21 protein-coding genes and 1 riboswitch are annotated in these 17,778 nt (G+C 62.7%); of the genes, 11 read left to right on the forward strand and 10 right to left on the reverse strand.

Annotated features, from left to right (window positions below):
* Positions 1-197: 197 nt before the first annotated feature.
* Positions 198-629 carry an MAPEG family protein gene (locus AAC640_RS04130; protein ID WP_340264798.1) on the forward strand — a complete coding sequence of 144 codons (432 nt, stop codon included), beginning with the start codon at positions 198-200 and terminating at the stop codon, positions 627-629.
* 3 nt (positions 630-632) lie between these two features.
* On the opposite strand, the gene AAC640_RS04135 is transcribed toward AAC640_RS04130, so the two are convergent.
* From AAC640_RS04135 to AAC640_RS04150, 4 genes are read right to left on the reverse strand one after another with little or no spacing between them, the layout of a single operon-like run.
* Positions 633-1,289 (reverse strand): MBL fold metallo-hydrolase, encoded by a 657-nt coding sequence (locus AAC640_RS04135; RefSeq protein ID WP_340264799.1) that lies wholly within the window; start codon positions 1,287-1,289, stop codon positions 633-635.
* A gap of 38 nt (positions 1,290-1,327) precedes the next feature.
* The gene (locus tag AAC640_RS04140) at positions 1,328-1,753 is read right to left on the reverse strand and encodes an RrF2 family transcriptional regulator (protein ID WP_340264800.1); all 426 of its coding nucleotides are present in this window, start codon (positions 1,751-1,753) and stop codon (positions 1,328-1,330) included.
* 49 nt (positions 1,754-1,802) lie between these two features.
* Positions 1,803-2,156, reverse strand: a complete 354-nt coding sequence (locus tag AAC640_RS04145; RefSeq protein WP_340264801.1) for an ArsC family reductase — start codon at positions 2,154-2,156, stop codon at positions 1,803-1,805.
* A gap of 6 nt (positions 2,157-2,162) precedes the next feature.
* Entirely contained in the window at positions 2,163-2,543 is a 381-nt protein-coding gene (locus tag AAC640_RS04150; protein ID WP_340264802.1) for a RidA family protein, read from the reverse strand.
* Between the two features lie 138 nt (positions 2,544-2,681).
* On the opposite strand from AAC640_RS04150, the gene AAC640_RS04155 reads away from it, so the two are divergent.
* Together AAC640_RS04155 and AAC640_RS04160 are read left to right on the forward strand one after the other, a co-directional pair.
* A complete protein-coding gene (locus AAC640_RS04155; RefSeq protein WP_340264803.1) occupies positions 2,682-3,035 on the forward strand; it encodes a hypothetical protein in 354 nt (117 codons plus the stop codon).
* A 74-nt stretch (positions 3,036-3,109) separates the two neighbouring features.
* Complete coding sequence (locus AAC640_RS04160) at positions 3,110-3,538, forward strand: thermonuclease family protein (protein ID WP_340264804.1); 429 nt, start codon at positions 3,110-3,112, stop codon at positions 3,536-3,538.
* Here AAC640_RS04160 and AAC640_RS04165 read toward each other — a convergent pair.
* Positions 3,535-4,077 (reverse strand): glycine zipper 2TM domain-containing protein, encoded by a 543-nt coding sequence (locus tag AAC640_RS04165; RefSeq protein ID WP_340264805.1) that lies wholly within the window; start codon positions 4,075-4,077, stop codon positions 3,535-3,537. The genes AAC640_RS04160 and AAC640_RS04165 overlap by 4 nt on opposite strands.
* Positions 4,078-4,280: 203 nt before the next feature.
* A complete protein-coding gene (locus tag AAC640_RS04170) occupies positions 4,281-4,709 on the reverse strand; it encodes a hypothetical protein (RefSeq protein ID WP_340264806.1) in 429 nt (142 codons plus the stop codon).
* On the opposite strand from AAC640_RS04170, the gene AAC640_RS18350 reads away from it, so the two are divergent.
* Complete coding sequence (locus tag AAC640_RS18350) at positions 4,698-4,877, forward strand: type II toxin-antitoxin system RelE/ParE family toxin (protein WP_422794943.1); 180 nt, start codon at positions 4,698-4,700, stop codon at positions 4,875-4,877. The two genes, AAC640_RS04170 and AAC640_RS18350, sit on opposite strands and share 12 nt — an antisense overlap.
* 36 nt (positions 4,878-4,913) lie before the next feature.
* Here the strand turns inward: AAC640_RS18350 and AAC640_RS18355 are convergent, their stop codons facing one another.
* Together AAC640_RS18355 and AAC640_RS04175 are read right to left on the reverse strand one after the other, a co-directional pair.
* The gene (locus tag AAC640_RS18355) at positions 4,914-5,120 is read right to left on the reverse strand and encodes a YegP family protein (RefSeq protein WP_422794944.1); all 207 of its coding nucleotides are present in this window, start codon (positions 5,118-5,120) and stop codon (positions 4,914-4,916) included.
* A gap of 160 nt (positions 5,121-5,280) precedes the next feature.
* Positions 5,281-6,336: a ribonucleotide-diphosphate reductase subunit beta gene (locus AAC640_RS04175; protein ID WP_340264807.1), complete on the reverse strand. Its 1,056-nt coding sequence runs from the start codon at positions 6,334-6,336 to the stop codon at positions 5,281-5,283.
* 87 nt (positions 6,337-6,423) lie between these two features.
* Here AAC640_RS04175 and AAC640_RS04180 point away from each other — a divergent pair, with 87 nt between their 5' ends.
* The gene (locus tag AAC640_RS04180; RefSeq protein WP_340264808.1) at positions 6,424-6,678 is read left to right on the forward strand and encodes a DUF2171 domain-containing protein; all 255 of its coding nucleotides are present in this window, start codon (positions 6,424-6,426) and stop codon (positions 6,676-6,678) included.
* Between the two features lie 125 nt (positions 6,679-6,803).
* Here AAC640_RS04180 and AAC640_RS04185 read toward each other — a convergent pair whose 3' ends face one another.
* Positions 6,804-8,729: a ribonucleoside-diphosphate reductase subunit alpha gene (locus AAC640_RS04185; protein ID WP_340264809.1), complete on the reverse strand. Its 1,926-nt coding sequence runs from the start codon at positions 8,727-8,729 to the stop codon at positions 6,804-6,806.
* A gap of 517 nt (positions 8,730-9,246) precedes the next feature.
* Here AAC640_RS04185 and AAC640_RS04190 point away from each other — a divergent pair.
* The 4 genes from AAC640_RS04190 (at position 9,247) to AAC640_RS04205 (ending at position 15,230) form a co-directional block, all read left to right on the forward strand.
* A complete protein-coding gene (locus tag AAC640_RS04190; RefSeq protein WP_340264810.1) occupies positions 9,247-9,891 on the forward strand; it encodes a glutathione S-transferase family protein in 645 nt (214 codons plus the stop codon).
* A 98-nt stretch (positions 9,892-9,989) separates the two neighbouring features.
* A complete protein-coding gene (locus AAC640_RS04195) occupies positions 9,990-11,510 on the forward strand; it encodes a fumarate hydratase (RefSeq protein WP_340264811.1) in 1,521 nt (506 codons plus the stop codon).
* A gap of 165 nt (positions 11,511-11,675) precedes the next feature.
* Positions 11,676-11,918: riboswitch (cobalamin riboswitch) on the forward strand.
* A 202-nt stretch (positions 11,919-12,120) separates the two neighbouring features.
* A complete protein-coding gene (locus tag AAC640_RS04200; protein WP_340264812.1) occupies positions 12,121-14,163 on the forward strand; it encodes a TonB-dependent receptor in 2,043 nt (680 codons plus the stop codon).
* 149 nt (positions 14,164-14,312) lie between these two features.
* Positions 14,313-15,230: a DMT family transporter gene (locus AAC640_RS04205; protein ID WP_340264813.1), complete on the forward strand. Its 918-nt coding sequence runs from the start codon at positions 14,313-14,315 to the stop codon at positions 15,228-15,230.
* Between the two features lie 108 nt (positions 15,231-15,338).
* On the opposite strand, the gene AAC640_RS04210 is transcribed toward AAC640_RS04205, so the two are convergent.
* Positions 15,339-15,878, reverse strand: coding sequence for an outer membrane protein (locus tag AAC640_RS04210; protein WP_340264814.1), 540 nt, complete (start codon positions 15,876-15,878; stop codon positions 15,339-15,341).
* A 397-nt stretch (positions 15,879-16,275) separates the two neighbouring features.
* Here AAC640_RS04210 and AAC640_RS04215 point away from each other — a divergent pair, with 397 nt between their 5' ends.
* Together AAC640_RS04215 and AAC640_RS04220 are read left to right on the forward strand one after the other, a co-directional pair.
* Positions 16,276-17,007, forward strand: coding sequence for a cytochrome b/b6 domain-containing protein (locus AAC640_RS04215; protein ID WP_340264815.1), 732 nt, complete (start codon positions 16,276-16,278; stop codon positions 17,005-17,007).
* A complete protein-coding gene (locus tag AAC640_RS04220) occupies positions 17,004-17,756 on the forward strand; it encodes a molybdopterin-dependent oxidoreductase (protein WP_340264816.1) in 753 nt (250 codons plus the stop codon). Before AAC640_RS04215 ends, AAC640_RS04220 begins: the two co-directional genes overlap by 4 nt.
* The last annotated feature ends 22 nt before the right edge of the window (positions 17,757-17,778 follow it).

A 17,778-nucleotide genomic window follows, 5' to 3' on the forward strand; every position in this document is an offset into this window, starting at 1 on the left:
ATAAGTAGATCTGGTTATGCGACTGGCCAGTATCCGATGGATGCCGACGCCACAGGCGCCGCAGACCCATGCGGCCCGGGTGATCGCGAAGCCATGCGCCTATAGCGCTTTTTGTTCCGCGCGCAAGTCCTTCCTTGTCCCGGCCCGCCGGCCGACTATGGTGCGAACCAACGGAACGGGTAAAGAAAATCATCGCTATGCTGTTGCCGATCACGCTCACCTTGGCCGCCGCCTGCGCGCTGCTGAACTTGTGGCTCGCCTTTCGCTGCGCGCGGATTCGGGTGGACAGCAAGGCATTGCATGGCGACGACGGCAACCCGCTGCTGGCGCGGCGGATGCGCGCCCACGGGAATTTCACCGAATATACGCCGATCATCCTCATCCTGTTCGCCCTGATTGAGCTGGCGATCGGATCGCCCGCCTGGCTATGGGCGGGCGCGTTGATCTATGTCATCGCACGGGTCGCGCACGGCCATGGGATGGATGCAGACCATCCGACGATCTGGCGCGGCGGCGGCGCCCTCATCACCTGGGTCGTCATGGCGGCGCTGGCGTTTATCGCCCTGCACACCGCCTACCGAGCGACGCGGACGATCCCGGCCCCGCCTGACCTCGCCTCCCGGATCTGAGGATCAGGCGAGCACCGCGTCACCCACGAACGGGTTGGTGCGGCGCTCATGGGCGAAATTGCTCATCGGGCCATGACCGGGCACGAAAGCCGTGTCGCCGCCCAGCGGCCACAGCTTGCCGGTGATCGCGTCGATCAGCTGCTGGTGATTGCCCATCGGAAAGTCGGTGCGCCCTATCGAACCTTGAAACAGCACGTCGCCCACGATAGCGAGCTTGCTGGGCGCATGATGAAAGACGACATGGCCAGGCGTGTGGCCCGGGCAATGATAGACGTCCAGTTCCAGATTGCCGACCGTGACCCTGTCGCCATCGACCAGCCAGCGGTCCGGCTCGAACACCTGCCCATTCACGCCATATGCCCGGCCGTCGTCGCCCAGCCGACTGATCCAGAAGCGGTCTGCCTCATGCGGGCCTTCGATCGGCACGCCCAGTTCTTTCGCCAGAATGCCCGCCTCGCCGCAATGATCGATATGGCCGTGTGTCACCAGGATCTTTTCGATCGTCACGCCCTGCTGCTCGGCAGCGGCTTTCAACCGAGGCAGGTCGCCGCCAGGATCGACAAACGCCCCGCGATTGGTGGCGGTACACCAGAAGAGGGTGCAGTTCTGCTGGAGCGGTGTTACCGGAATCAGCGCGGCTTTGAGCGGGGGCGTGGTCATGCCGCCGATGTGGCGAAGCTGCGGTCGCGACGCAAGGGCTAGCCCGCGTCCTCCATCGCCAGCGGTTCGGCCAGGCTGATGCTGTCCAGCACCTTCGCGGTTTCATCGCGCACGCGCAGCATCACACGGTGCAGGCGACATTCCGATTCAGGCAGGCAGTTGGTGCAACTTTCGTGGGCAAAGCGGCTGGCGCAGGGCGTCAGGGCCAGCGATCCCCGCGTCAGGCGGACGATGTCACCATAGCTGATGTCGACAGGGGCCAGCGCCAGCCAATAGCCCCCGTCCCGCCCCCGCTGGGTCGCGACCAGCCCCTCGCGCGACAATTCGGACAGGATCACCGTCAGGAATTTGGCAGGGATATTCTGCCGCGTCGCGATCTCATTGAGTGGGACAGGTCCCTGGCGATAACGGTCGGCGAGATGCTGAAGCGCGCGGATGGCGTAGCGGGTCTTCTGCGAAAGCATGGATTCGTTATTCGCCCGCGCGCCTCATTTGACAAGCGCTTGCTTTGCGTCAGGCCGCGGCTTTCAGCGCCTCTTCATAGGTCGTCGCCTTGAAGCCGACGACGGTGCGGCCGCCCAGGTCCAGGATCGGCCGCTTGATCATCGACGGGTTGGCCATCATCAGCTGGATCGCCTTGTCCGCGTCGATATGCGCCTTGTCGCCCGCATCCAGCGCCTTGAAGGTGGTGCCGGAGCGGTTGAGGATGGTTTCCCATCCATGCTCCATCACCCATTCCTCAAGCTTGCCCTTGTCCACGCCCGACACCTTATAGTCGTGAAAGCTGTAGGCGACCCGCTCATTGTCCAGGAAATTGCGCGCCTTCTTGATCGTGTCGCAATTCTTGATGCCATACATGGTGATCATGACGGCTTATCCCTTGAACGCGGTGAGTTCGACTTCGACCTTCATCTCCGGCTTGATGAGGCCGGTGACGATGCAGCTGGCGGCCGGGCGGATCTCGCCGAAGACCGGCGCGGTCGCCTTGCCGATCTCGTCCCAATGGGCGGGGTCGGTGATATAGTAGGTGACGCGCACCGTATCGGCGAAGGAAAAGCCCGCATCCTCCAGCGCCTTGCCGATCACCTTCAGCGCGTTGGCGGTCTGGTCCACGACACTTTCCGGCATCGTCTTGGTTTCCGGGTCGGTGCCGGTGGTGCCGGCGACGAAGCACCAGTCACCCTGGACCACGGCGCGGGAATAGCCGACCTGCGCCTCGAAGGGCGAGCCTGAGGAAATCAGTGTGCGCGACATGGAAAATTCCTTGGAAGGCCAAGTGGGGAAAGGATTGCGGCGGCTCTTGCCCCCTCCCGCCGCCGCTGTCCAGCGCCTTTTGGGACCGCGAGGAACGTGCGGCGGGGCTGGTCCGTTGGAGCGGAAAGGAGACTAGCGATGGACCAGCAGGAGAAGAATGTCCTTCCCGATCCGATCGAGGACAATGACGGGCAGCGCGATGAGGATGCCCAGGCGCACAGCGTGACCGGGGAGGCCCGGGTTCGCTCCACCGATCTGTCGGAGGACAGCGAGCGCGGCGGCAGGCCCAACCCCGCCCAGATCATTCCCGATGACACGCCCGACCTGGTCGAGCGGATGGAGGAAATGGACCGTTCCGGACATATCGACTTCGACGCCTATGCCGGCGAGCCGTCGATGGACGATGAGGAAGACGCGCTCGCGCAAGCCGATACCGAAGAGCTGGATGATGAGTTCGACATGATCGGACAGGAGGACGAGGAGGAAGGCTGAGCATCCCGCCGGAACGGAGGGAATGCGGATCAGCTTGATCGGGCGGAGGGCATTGCGCTGCCTATGCTGGCCGCATGCCTATCCGCCGCAGCCGCCTTGCCGCTCTCACCCTGGCCGCCGCCCTGGCAGCCTTCACCGCTGCCCCCGCATGTGCCGAGCGGTTCAGGCTTTGTGCGCGCGGCGGGGGCATGGACTGTGTGGTCGATGGCGACACCTTCTGGCTGGACGGGCAGAAGATCCGTGTCGCCGACATCGATACGCCCGAAACGCATCGGCCGCAGTGTCCGGCGGAACGGGCCTGGGGTCAGCGGGCGACGGGGCGGCTGCTCGCCCTTCTAAACGCGGGTGCCTTTTCGCTGGAGCCCGTCGAGCGCGATCGCGACCGCTATGGCCGTGCGCTCCGGGTTGTTACGCGGAATGGCCGATCGCTTGGCGCCATGCTGGTAAAGGAAGGGCTGGCGCGCCCTTGGACAGGAGCCCGCCAGCCCTGGTGCCGTAGTTAGCGGCAACTAATATTGCCGCGGTCGATCTCCCGGCCGAGCAGAGCGCCCGCGCCCGCGCCGATCAGCACCCCGGCGGTGTTGGAATAGCCGCGATCCAGCTGGCTGCCGAGCAGGCCGCCCAGCGCCGCCCCGACGATCAGGCCGGTGGTGCCGTCGGACCGGCGGCAATAATAGCGGTCGTCATAGCCGCGATAGATGCGGGTTCCGCGCGTCACGCGGATCGGCTCATAGCCGCCGCGATAATAACGGTCGGGGCGATAATAGCGGCCGTAGCGCGGATCGGGCCGGTTCCAGTCATATCTGTAGACGACCCCGCCGGGACGGCGCCATCCATTATGGCGGCCATTGTCGTGGCGGCCTTCGCGCTTCCAGTCGCGATGGTCGCGATCCCCGCGCCAGTCGCGGTCATGCTTGCCACCATGCCGCTCGTCATGGCGGCCATGGCCCGGCTGCGCGAGGGCGGGAGTGGCGGCAATGCCCGTCAACGTCATCGCGCCGAGCGAAAAAGCGGCAATGGCGCGCTTCATCGAGAATTTCATCGTCTGGCTCCTTGTCCTGTTTTGTCAGGCTGTGGTGCTAAACACATGAAAGCGGATGGACGTTGCATGAACGGAACAAAACATCGCGTTCAGGGGCGGGACAGGTGATGGTTTTGCGCTCCGACGAACTTTGCGAAGTAGCGAAGTTCACACCGTTGATTGCAGCAAAACGCCGATCCTATTTTTTCCTATTTCCAACAGGGTCAAAGAGCCGAGGCCCCTTTTAACAAAGTCAGGGGATATAGGACAGCGCCGAGGTCAGACCGATCCGGAATGAGTTGTGTCCGTTTGGAGCGGTCGCCTTGCAATTGGTCGGGTGAAAGGGCATTTTTTGCATGATGAAGACGCGGAACGATCCGCAAGATAAATTGGCCGAGCAGCACGGCGCTGCGGAGCGGGGTCATGAGGCATGGAAGCGCGCCAAGATCGAGCGCGGTCTGGCGCAGGCGCAGGATCGGGCCAGCCTGATCCCGATGGACAGGATATTGCGCGACTTCGGCCTTGAACGTTAATTTCACGCCGCAGGCGCGGGATGATCTGGCGGCGATACGGGACTGGACCGCGCAGGAGAGGAGCGGGCCGCTGATCGCGTCGTCGCCCGGATCGTTCAGACGGCGATGATGTTCGGGCAATTCCCGCTGCTGGGACGCGCCGGGTCAGTCGAGGGCACACGCGAATTTTCGGTAGTCGGGTTGCCTTATTTGATCGTCTATCAGATCGCGTCAGATACCGATGTGGATGTGCTGACGATCGTGCACACTCGGCAAGTATCCGGAGATTTTCTGACGGAGCCTTTCTAAAAAAATGGCAGAGCTGCAGGGCAGCTCTGCCATCTGTTAGGCTACGTTAGCGTCGACGTTCGGTATCCAAACCGGAACCGTGAACGAAGCTTTCATAATGTCGATACCACGCTCGCAATCGCTTCGATTAAAATAGCTTTCGCTACTTACTGCGATTGTTCGCCCATTGCTCGCGTCATATCTCCATCGCCATAAGCCCGCTATGTCGCGATATATGAAATATGAAGGGTACTGTCGTTGCATTTTTGCAGTCTCCCGCCGCCTTGGTTGCTAAGGGGAGCAGAAGACTATAGAACCCAAATGCCGGGTAAGGTCCTAGACTTCGCCCTGTCGATAGGGGCAGCGTTTCCTATCGGCCGAAAGGCGGCACCGCGCCAACGGTGTCGCCTTTCGCTTATTCTTTTTACTCCGCCGCGATCCCCGCAGCCTTGAACATATCCGGGTCGCTCGCCTCGTCCGCGTTGGCCGCATCACCGGCCTTCAGCTTCTTCCGCCGGTCGAACGCGTCCCACACCTCGTTCCACTGGCCCCTTGTCGCGCCCTTTGAATATTCGGTCGCGCGGGTTTCGAAGAAGTTGGCGTGTTCGACGCCGTTGAGTAGCGGCGCCAGCCATGGCAGGGGGTGTTCGTCGATCATGTAGATGGGCTTCAAACCCAGCTGGCCCAGCCGCCAGTCGGCGATGTAGCGGACATATTTCTTGATGTCCTTGGGCGTCATGCCCGGGACCGGGCCCATTTCGAAGACGAGGTCGATGAACGCGTCCTCGATCCGCACCGTCTTCTGGCACATGTCCATGATGTCTTCCTTGACCGACGCGGTCAGGCAGTCGCGTTCCTTCACGAAGGCGTGGAACAGCTTGATGATGCCTTCGCAGTGCAGCGTTTCGTCGCGCACCGACCAGGTGACGATCTGCCCCATGCCCTTCATCTTGTTGAAGCGCGGGAAGTTCATCAGCATCGCGAAGCTGGCGAAGAGCTGGAGTCCTTCGGTAAAGCCGCCGAACATCGCCAGCGTCTTGGCGATATCCTCGTCCGTGTCGACGCCGAACTGGCTCAGATAGTCATGCTTATCCTTCATCTCCTTATATTGCATGAAGGCCGAATATTCGGTTTCGGGCATGCCGATCGTGTCGAGCAGATGGCTGTAGGCGGCGATATGGACCGTTTCCATGTTGCTGAACGCGGTCAGCATCATCTTCACTTCGGTCGGCTTGAACACGCGGCCATATTTTTCGTGGTAGCAATCCTGCACTTCCACGTCCGCCTGGGTGAAGAAGCGGAAGATCTGCGTCAGCAGGTTGCGTTCATGGTCGCTGAGCTTCTGTGCCCAGTCGCGGCAATCCTCGCCCAGCGGCACTTCCTCGGGCAGCCAGTGGAGCTGCTGCTGCCGCTTCCAATATTCATAGGCCCAGGGATATTCGAAGGGCTTGTAGACCTTGCTGGCTTGGAGAAGGGGCATGGGTCGGCTCCGCAATCAATGGATGGAAGCAACCTGAGCGGGCGCGGGACGTTCAGTTGCCGTCACCCCCGACACAGGAGCAATATGATGGTTGATCTCACCAGCATCAAGGAACATGCCGAGGTTATCGGCGCTGATGGCGCGCATGTCGGCACCGTCGATCATGTTGACGGCGACCGTATCAAGCTGGTCAAGGCGGACAGCGGCGAAGGCAGTCATCGGGGACATCATCATTATATCAGCCAGGGCCTGATCGCTGCCGTCGAAGAAGATGGCACTGTAAGGCTGTCCGCGAGCGGCGCCAACGCCGTCCTTTTCGAAGAGGAAGAGGACGAAGGCTGAAGCGGCAACGGCTGAAGCTTCTGCCGTGGGATGTGTGGGCGCGGCGGGGGTTACCGCCGCGCCCATCCCCCCCTTTAGCTCTTTGACCGGGCGCCCGCGCCGGCCGGCGCCGGAAGCCCTGCGGATCACTGACACGCCAGGCACTCGTCATAGTCGGTGGTTTGGCCAATCTCGAACTTCGGCGCGTCGATCGTGTTGTCGGCTTCTACCCCGCCGGCGAACCCGGCGCGCTGCACCGACTTCGAGCGCAGATAGTAGAGCGACTTGATGCCCAGTTCCCAAGCGCGGAAATGGAGCATCAGCAGGTCCCATTTTTCCACATCCGCGGGGATGAACAGGTTCAGCGACTGCGCCTGGTCGATATAGGGCGTGCGGTCGGCGGCGAGTTCGAGCAGCCAGCGCTGGTCGATTTCGAAGCTGGTCTTGAACGTGTCCTTTTCTTCCTGGCTGAGGAAGTCGAGATGCTGGACCGACCCGCCGCGTTCCAGGATCGTGTTCCAGACATTGGTCGAATCCTTAGACTTGTCGCGCAGGATCTTTTCCAGATAGGGGTTCTTCACCACGAAGCTGCCGGACAGCGTCTTGTGGGTGTAGATATTGGCCGGGATCGGCTCGATGCAGGCGCTGGTGCCGCCGCAGATGATGCTGATCGACGCGGTGGGCGCGATCGCCATCTTGCAGGAAAAACGTTCCATCACGCCCATGTCGGCGGCGTCCGGGCACGGCCCGCGCTCAACCGCCAGCTGCATCGATGCTTCGTTCACCTTCTCGTTGATATGCTTGAAGATGCGCAGGTTCCACGACTTGGCCATGGCGCCTTCGAACGGAAGGCCCCGGGCCTGGAGGAAGGAGTGGAACCCCATCACCCCCAGGCCCACTGACCGTTCACGCGCCGCCGAATATTTCGCCCGCGCCATTTCGTCCGGCGCGCGGTCGATATAGTCCTGCAGCACGTTATCGAGGAAGCGCATGACATCCTCGATAAAGACGGAGTCCTTGTTCCATTCGTCCCAGGTTTCCAGATTCAGGGACGAAAGGCAGCAGACCGCCGTCCGGTCATTGCCGAGATGGTCGCGACCCGTCGGCAAAGTGATTTCAGAACACAGGTTGGACGTCGACACCTTGAGCCCCAGGTCACGATGATGCTTGGGCATCGTGCTGTTCACGGTGTCGTTGAACACGATATACGGCTCGCCGGTCGCCAGCCGCGTTTCGACCAGCTTCTGGAACAGGTTGCGCGCATCGACCTTGCCACGCACCGATCCATCTTTGGGCGATTTGAGGTCAAATTCCTTGCCGTCGCGCACCGCTTCCATGAACTCGTCGGTCAAAAGCACGCCGTGGTGAAGGTTCAGCGCCTTGCGGTTGAAGTCGCCCGAGGGCTTGCGGATTTCCAGGAACTCCTCGATCTCAGGATGGGAGATGTCGAGATAGCAGGCGGCCGAGCCACGGCGCAGCGACCCCTGGCTGATCGCCAGCGTCAGGCTGTCCATCACCCGGACGAAAGGAATGATGCCGCTCGTCTTGCCGTTGAGGCCGACCGGCTCGCCAATGCCGCGCACGCTGCCCCAATAGGTGCCGATGCCGCCGCCCCGCGAGGCGAGCCAGACATTCTCGTTCCACGTGTTGACGATGCCTTCCAGGCTGTCGTCGACCGAGTTCAGATAACAGCTGATCGGCAGGCCGCGCCCCGTACCGCCATTCGACAGGACAGGCGTCGCCGGCATGAACCAGAGCCGCGAGATATAGTCGTAGACGCGCTGGGCATGGGCCTGGTCGTCGGCATAGGCGGCCGCGACACGGGCGAACAGATCCTGATAGCTTTCGCCGGGCAGCAGATAGCGGTCCTTGAGCGTATCCTTGCCAAATTCGGTCAGCAGCGCGTCGCGGCTTTCGTCGGTCACGACGTCGAACCGCCGCGCCTGAATCGACGAGGAGGACGGCGCCTTCGCAGGCGCAGATTTCTTCTTCTCCGCCACTGCTTCCACCACTTCGTCGATCACCGTCGCCACGTCACCTGCACCTGTCTGTTCGCTATCACGAAAATCCATACGAGCCCCCGAATGTTCCTGTTCCGTTCGATTCGGTCAAGCCTCCCCGACTAAGCGGAACAAGGCGCATGCAACCGAACCGCGCGCGGGACGAACATGGGGTCCACAGAACGGACCGCACAGGGCAAAACCGCCCTCGTCCGGAAAAAGGTCCGGCCGGTGCAATCACAATCTGTTGGGTAACCCCCGTTAACCCGATACAAGGGATAGTGCCACAGCCTCAAAAGCTTGCAAGAGGGTAAATGACACTCTGAAGACTCAGTTCGGCGACGATCGGACTCGTCTCGTCGCCCTGTCGCCACGCCGCAGCGCAGCGACGCATGGACTTTCCGCGCTCCCGCAAAAGGCAAGAGGGACAATATACGAACGAAAATAAATTTGGCTTGCCATCCGAATCTGTGGATAGCCTGTGGATGCCCGACGTTCGTCGCTGACCGGGCACCAGATATTGTGGTTGCCCGGCGTCGCCAGAGGCCAGCCAGCGCCGGCGTGACAATGTGCGAACGGAGCCAAGCCCATGATTCTCTATTATCACCCCCTCTCCTCCTACTGCTGGAAAGCGCTGATCGCCCTTTACGAGAATGACACGCCTTTCGAACGCCGGATGATGGAGGATGCAGGCGTTCCTGAAGCCTGGCTGGCGCTGTGGCCCATCGGCAAGTTCCCGGTGCTGCGCGACGAGGCGCGCGACACAACGTTGGGCGAGACCAGCATCATCATCGAATATCTGGGGCAGCATTGTCCGGGCCCGTTTCGTCCGATCCCCGCCGATCCGGAACAGGCGCTGGAGGCCCGGCTGATGGACCGGCTATTCGACAATTATGTGATGGCGCCGATGCAGGCGATCGTCTCTGACCGGATTCGTCCCGACGGATCAAGCGATCCGCTGACGGTGGGCAATGCGCGGCAGACGCTGGGCAAGGCCTATGCGATGCTGGAGCAGCGGATGGCCGGGCGCCACTGGGCGGCGGGCGATGATTTCACCCTGGCGGACTGCGCGGCGGCGCCTTCGCTCTTCTATGCCGACAAGATCGAGCCGATGCGCCGCGGCTTTCCGACCCTGGCCGCCTATCTTTACCGGTTGGAGGCGCGGGAGAGCTTCGCGCGCGTGCTGGCGGAGAAGGAGCGCTGGTGGCATATGTTCCCCTTCGCCAAAGGCTGAGGGGAACGGGACGGCTGGACTCGGGACGCAATCCCTATTAGCCGCGCGGGCGAGGACCCGTCGCGCAGGGCGGGCGGAAGACTAAGGGACTTGGCCAAATGACCGTCATCAAGACCGCCGACCTGATCGAAAGCGTCGCCGACGCTCTCCAGTTCATCAGCTATTATCATCCGATGGATTATATCCGCGCGCTGGGCAAAGCCTATGAGGCGGAAGCCAATCCGGCGGCGAAGGACGCCATCGCCCAGATCCTGACCAACAGCCGCATGTGCGCCGAGGGACATCGCCCGATCTGCCAGGACACCGGCATCGTCAACGTCTTCATCAAATGGGGCATGGAGTGCCGCCTCGACGACAACAGCCGCTCGATGCAGGAGGTCGTCGATGAAGGTGTGCGCCGCGCCTATCTGAACCCCGAAAACCGCCTGCGCGCGTCGATCCTGAAGGATCCTGCGTTCAGCCGCGTCAACACCAAGGACAACACGCCCTGCGTGCTCAATGTCGAGATGGTGCCGGGCAACAAGGTCACCGTCGATGTCGCGGCGAAGGGCGGCGGGTCGGAAAACAAGACCAAGTTCAAGATGATGAACCCCAGCGACTCCATCGTCGACTGGGTGCTGGAAATGGTGCCGCAAATGGGCGCGGGCTGGTGCCCGCCCGGCATGTTGGGCATCGGCATCGGTGGCACCGCGGAAAAGGCCGTGGCGCTGGCGAAGGAATCGCTGATGGAATCCATCGACATGGGTGAATTGAAAGCGCGCGGGCCGCAGAACGATATCGAGCGCCTGCGCATCGAGATTTTCGACAAGGTCAACGCGCTCGGCATCGGCGCGCAGGGCCTGGGCGGCCTGTCCACCATCCTCGACGTCAAGATCTACGATTATCCCTGCCATGCGGCCGGCAAGCCGGTGGCGATGATCCCCAATTGCGCGGCGACCCGTCACGCGCATTTCACGCTGGATGGGTCGGGTCCGGCCTATTTGGAAGCGCCGAAGATTTCCGAATGGCCGCAGGTCGACTGGAAGCCGAGCAAGGAAGCGATCCGCGTCGATCTCGACACGCTGACCCCCGACGTGGTGCAGAGCTGGAAGCATGGCGACCGCCTGCTGCTCAACGGCAAGATGCTGACCGGCCGCGACGCAGCGCACAAGCGCATCCAGGACATGCTGGCCAAGGGCGAGCCGCTGCCGGTCGATTTCAAAGGCCGCGTCATCTATTATGTCGGGCCGGTGGACCCGGTGCGCGACGAAGTGGTCGGCCCCGCCGGCCCCACCACGGCGACCCGCATGGACAAGTTCATGGACATGATGCTGGAACAGGGCCTCGCCGCCTGTGTCGGCAAGGCCGAGCGCGGTCCGGCGGCGACCGACAGCATCGCAAAGCACAAGAGCGCCTATCTGATGGCGGTCGGCGGCGCGGCCTATCTGGTGGCGCGGGCGATCAAGGCGGCCAAGGTGGTCGGCTTTGAGGACCTTGGCATGGAAGCGATCTACGAATTCGACGTGCAGGACATGCCGGTGACCGTCGCTGTCGACAGCGACGGCCAGAATGTCCACCGCCTGGCCCCGCTGGTGTGGCAGGAAAAGATCCGCAAGGAGCATCTGCTCGAAGGCGCCTGATACCGGGCTGATCGACGACAAAGAGGCGCCGCTCGTGAAATTCGGGCGGCGTTTTTTTTGAAGGGGCTGGCTGAAAGTAAGTCTGGTTCCAACCTTGCAGACCAGACGGCTTGTCAGTGCGCCAGCGCCGGGATAAGAGCGGCGCGTCCGGGCTTTGCAAATGGGTCGGACAAAGATCGCGCCGGTGCCTTGCAAGGGGCTTAATAGGGAACACGGTGAGAAGGGCGACCTTCGAATCCGAGGCTGTCCCTGCAACTGTAAGCGGTGAGCGCGATGTACATGCGCGGCGGGACATGGTTCCTCGCCGTCAGCCACTGGGCCGGACGCTAAATCCTGCGAGGCCTGGGAAGGCCGTGCATCGCGCGATGACCCGTGAGCCAGGAGACCTGCCGGCGTCTGGTCGCTCTTGCCTTGGCCCAGGGGATGGCCGTGGCCCGGTATCTTTCCGTCTGAGCGACGAACGAGCGGTGGAGGCCGCATCGGTTCGCGCGGTGGTCGCCTGGGGCGTCCGGCTGCCGACGCGTGCCGACCGTCGTCGATAGTCGGCCATGCGCCGATGGTCGCGCACGGCAGGCCTCCGCCAGCCAGTCGCTGACGCCGGGGACCGAATATGAAATCGAACATACAGACCTTCGCGCTGGGCGTGGCCGGCATTATCGCCGCCTTGGGTACGCCTGTCTTTGCCGCTGATGATGAAGGCGCATCCACTTCTGGCGAGGACACGACCGCCGCGAGCGAAATCGTGGTATTCGGGCGCGGTGAGGCGAAGATCGGCACCGCCCACGCCGCCAGCGAGGGCAGCGTCGCCGGGGCGGATTTGCTGGTCCGCCCGCTGCTGCGCGTCGCGGAACTGCTGGAGGCCGTGCCCGGCATGGTCGCGGCACAGCATTCGGGCAGCGGCAAGGCCAACCAATATTTTTTGCGTGGTTTCAATCTCGACCACGGTTCGGATTTCACCACCTATATTGACGGCGTGCAGATGAATTTCCGCACGCATGGCCACGGCCAGGGTTACCTCGATCTCAACGGGTTGATCCCCGAGATTGTCGCGCGTGAGGATTTCCGCAAAGGTCCCTACCGCGCTGACGGCGGCGACTTCGCGTTGGCGGGCGCGGCCTACATGACGACAATTGACGGGTTCGACAGGCCCTGGGTCGCAATTGAAGGCGGCTCTTACGGCTCGCGTCGGGTTGCCGCAGGCGGGACGATAAAAGGCCTGGGCGCGGGCGACCTGACCCTGGTCGGACAGGCGAAGCGCTATGACGGGCCGTGGCAGGAAGCCGAGCGGTTGCGTCACTATTCAGGCTTCGCCAAATATGTGATGCCTGCGGGCGCGGGTACGGCGGAAGCGACGTTCCACGGCTATCGCGCGACCTGGCGGCCGACCGAGCAGATCCCCGAGCGCATCATCGGCAGCGCCCAATGCGCGGACCGCTTCTGCTCGCCCGACCCGTCGGCACGAGGCGAGACGACGCGGCTCGTGGCCAACCTCGCGGTTCGGGAGCCGGACTGGAGCGCGAACCTCTACGGCCAATATTACGGCTGGAACATGTATTCGAACCCCACCTATGCCGACCTGGACGGCACAAGCGCGCAGATCGACCAGTTTGACCGGCGCTGGATCGCCGGTCTTACCGCCCGCAAGCAATGGGACGTGTCGCCTGCCCTGCAACTGACCGTGGGCACGGAAAACCGCTACGATCACATCGGCAAGGTTGGGGTGAAGCGCACCGCGGACCGACAGGACCTCTTCTCGCTCGGTCGCTACAATGTCCAGGAAATGTCGGCCGCGCTCTATGGCGAGGCGACAGTCAAGCCGGTAAAAGGCCTGCGCCTGACCGGAGGCCTGCGCGGCGATTATTACGATTACACCGTCCGCGCCCGCGACACTGCCGCCGCCATGCTGGGCGAAGGCAGCGGCCACGATTCGATCGTTTCGCCCAAGCTTTCGGCCGCCTATCAGGTCACCCCGAAGTTTGAGGTCTATGCCAACTGGGGACGAGGCTTCCATTCCAACGACGTGCGCGGCGCGGTGAACGTGGAGACGCCGGTTCCCGTCCTCGTCCGCGGAACCGGCAAGGAGTTCGGGGCACGCCTTCAGGTCGGCGGCTTTTCAATGACGGGAACATATTGGTGGCTCGATGTCGGAAGCGAACTGCGCTTCGTCGGCGACTCCAATGCCGTCGAGCCGACCGGCGCCAGCAAGCGTCACGGCTACGAGATCGTTGCCTTCTGGCGGCCGCTGCCCTGGCTCGCGCTCGACGGCAACTATACCGCCAGCCACTCGCGCTACGACAATGGCGACCGGATTCCCAACGCCTTCGAAAACGCCGCGTCCGCGGGCGCCGCCATCGTGCTCGATCCGTGGGAAGCGAGCATCCGCCTGCGCCACCTTGGCCCCTATCCGCTTGTCGAGGACAATTCCGTGCGCGATCATGGCAGCACGGTCGTTAATGCGCGCGCGGCGTGGAAGGGCGGACCTATCCAGATCTATGGCGAAGTGCTCAACGTCTTCGACAGTCGGGACAAGGATATCGCCTATTATTACGAATCCTACATCCCGTCCTACGACACAGAGGGTCCCGTTGAAGGCAGGCTGAGCCGGGTGGTCGAACCGCGGACCGTAAAGATCGGGGCCAAGTTCATGTTTTGATGAGGGTCCGACGCGAGGAGCCTGAGCGTGGTGTCGGCCAATGACAGTTTCGGCAAGCCCTCAAACCGAGGGAAACGGTACGCATTGGCCGAAATCAGGCCCTCCGCCAGGAGGCATGACGCGGCCGCAAAACCCGCTATAGGGCGGCCATGATTTCCTCCCCCATCTGGTTGCCCGCCACGCTGCTGGCGGGCGCGACGCAGGCGTGGCGGACCGCGGTGCAGCGGCGGGTCAGTCACAGCCTGTCGGTCAATGCCGCAGGGCTGGTGCGCTATCTGTACGGCCTGCCTTTCGCAATCGCGCTGCTCTGCGGCTACCGGCTGGCCTTTGCCGCCCCTCTCCCCGCGCCCGATCCCCTGTTCCTGCTGTTCGCGCTGGCCGGCGGCCTCGCGCAGATCATCGCGACCAACCTGCTGATCCTGGCCTTTGCCCATCGCAACTTCGTGGTCGGCACCGCCTATGCCAAGACGGAGGCGGTGCAGGGCGCGATCCTTTCCTTCCTGCTGATGGGGGAGCGATTGAGCCCGCTCGCCTGGGCAGGCATCGGATGCGGTGTGCTGGGCGTGATGCTGCTGTCCACCGGCGGCAGGCGTATGGGGCCGATCGACCTGCTGCGCGCGCTGGGCCAACCAGCCGCGCTCACCGGTATCGCGTCAGGCTTCTTTTTCGCGCTGACCGCCGTTGCCATCCGCCGCGCGACACAGGAGGTGGGCGGCGGCGACCCGATCCTGGCAGCGCTGATCGTGCTGGCGGTGACGGTCACGCTCCAGACGCTGATGCAGGGCGGCTACCTGCTGCTGCGCGAGCCCGGGGAAATGGGCAAGCTACTGCGCGGCTGGCGCGTGTCCGGGCAGGTGGGGCTGCTCTCCGCGCTGGGATCGGCCTGCTGGTTCACCGGCTTTGCGACCGCGCCGGTCGCGCTGGTGCGGATCGTGGGCCAGGTGGAGATTGCCTTCACGCTGGGCTTTGGCCATTTCTACCTGGGCGAGCGGATGCGCCGCAGCGAAGTCATGGGGTTGGCGCTGGTCATGGGCGGCGTTGTGCTGGCGCTGGCGGGGACATTTTAACCGAGCCGCTTCGCCCACTTTATTTCGGAAGAGCCAGGGCAAGGTGCCACGCACAAAAAGGGCGGCCCCGACGGGACCGCCCCTTTCTTCATGCCCTGTCGCTGACGATCAGAAACGGATGCCGAGACCCGCGAGAAGCTGATGGCGCTCGACGTCGCCTTCATAGTTGGAATAGCGATATTCGCCCTTCACCAGCAGGTTGCCGGCGAGCTTATGTTCCAGGCCCGCACCCACGCGCACGCCATCGCCATTGTCGCCCTTGAAGCCTTCGGTCTTGAAGCGGGCGTTGGTATAGCCGGCCTTCACATAGAGAAGGGTCTGTTCACCTACAGTGAAACCAGCGCGCGCACCGACATAGAGATCGCGCTCGGCATCGGTGTCGACGCCGGCGATGCTGCGGTGGGTGGACGCATCGGTGGCTTCTGCTTCAACGCCCAGGACTGCGCTGCCGACCTGGAAATCATAGCCCAGATTGAGGCCATAGAGTACGCCGTCAGGGTTGCCGATGATGCCACCGTTGGTGTCCAGCTTGTCATAACCGGCCAGCACTTCGGCATGCGCGCCGGTGAAAGGCGCGGCTTCCTGCGCGAAAGCGGGAACTGAAATGGCAGAGACAGCAGCAGCGGCTGCGAAAATCACAGTCTTCATAAATTCCTCATTTGATATTGCGCGACTTACCCAAGTATTGGGCGCACGCATTGGCGTTCACAGGAGCAGATTTTGCGATATTTTTTTGATAACCTTTGAGATATCGCAAAATGCGATACCCCTATACTCCCATCCTGCTTGCCGATATATGTCTATCGGCTGACGGCCATATGCTGTTCTTTCATCGCCGTTTCAATATCACAATGAATATTATCGGTGAATGATGCCTTTTCGCAACAGTGCCGTTGATGGGTCAGCGGGTGGCCATACCCCCTCTCGCCGGCCCGCTTATTGAATGGCCTTTCTGGCTGGAAGATGAATGGCTTGCCGCATCTGACCCTTGGCAATGCGAAAGGGCGTTTTTGACGCCACTGATGCAAGGGGGTAACATGACCGGATGGATGACGATCCTTCCCCCGCGCCGCCATTGCAGCCGCCGCTGGTATTGCGTCACCGCTGGCCCGTACGGCTCTGGCACTGGGCGAACGCGCTGTTGCTCTACACCCTGTTCACGAGCGGGCTTGGCATCTTCAACGCGCATCCCCGACTCTACTGGGGGCAGTATGGCGCCAATTTCGATCATCCCTGGCTGACGCTGGAGCGGTTTGGCGGCTGGATTACCCTGCCTGCCCATTATAACCTTGCGCTGTCGCGACACTGGCACCTGACGGCCGCGCCGATCTTCGCCTTCGCGCTGCTGGCCTATATGCTCTGGAGCCTTTTCGGCGGACATCTGTTCCGTGACCTCGCCTTCCGACGCGGCGAGCTGGCACCCCGCCACGTCTGGCGCGACATCGCCGATCATGCGCGCCTGCGTTTTCCCACCGGGGAGGCGGCGCTGCGCTACAATGTGCTGCAAAAGGCGAGCTATGTCGCCGTCATCTTCATCGCCCTGCCGCTGGTCGTCCTGACGGGCCTCACCATGTCTCCCGGAATGAACGCAGCCTGGCCCTGGCTGGTCGACCTGTTTGGCGGGCGGCAGTCGGCGCGGTCGATCCACTTCATCACGGCCTTCGGCCTCGTCGCCTTCTTTCTGGTCCATATGCTGATGGTGCTGCTGGCGGGGCCCGTGAATGAGGTCCGATCGATGATCACCGGCCGCTATCGCCTGCCGCGGGCACGGGCATGAGCCTGATCCTGAACCGACGAACACTGATCGTCGGCGCGGCGGCGAGCCTTGCCGGATGCGATCGGCTCGCCCGCAACCAAACGGTGCGCGATGTGCTGTTTTCGGCGGAGAATTTCCATAAATGGGCGCAGCGAGGGCTGATGGTGCGCGACGCGCTGGCGCAGGAATTCCGGCCCGACCAGATCTCGCCCTTCTTCCGCCCCAACGGCACCGCCAATCCGGACACGCCGGAATATCGCGCCCTGTGGCGCAACGGCTTTGCCGACTGGCGGCTCAAGGTTTCGGGACTTGTCGACCGACCGCTGTCCCTCTCGCTCGCTCAGTTCCATGGCCTGCCCCATCGCGAGCAGATCACCCGCCATGACTGCGTCGAGGGGTGGAGCGCGATCGGCAAATGGCGGGGCGTGCCGCTGGGGCTCATCCTGGAGGCCGCGCGGATGAAGAGCCGCGCGCGCTACATCGTCATGGAATGCGCGGACATGATGGGCAGCGGCCATCCCTACTATGAAAGCATCGACCTGATCGACGCCTTCCACCCACAGACGATCCTGGCCTTTGCCCTCAACGACCAGCCGTTGCGCGTGGCCAATGGTGCGCCGTTGCGGCTGCGCGCGGAGCGGCATCTGGGCTATAAACAGGCCAAATATCTAATGCAGATCAGGGCGACCGATACGCTGTCCAACACCTACGGCGGCAAAGGGGGATATTGGGAGGACCACGCCGGCTATGATTGGTATGCGGGCATTTGACGCGGACGAAATGACCTGACAG

This window comes from Sphingobium mellinum, assembly GCF_037860795.1.
Classification (GTDB): Bacteria; Pseudomonadota; Alphaproteobacteria; order Sphingomonadales; family Sphingomonadaceae; genus Sphingobium; species Sphingobium mellinum.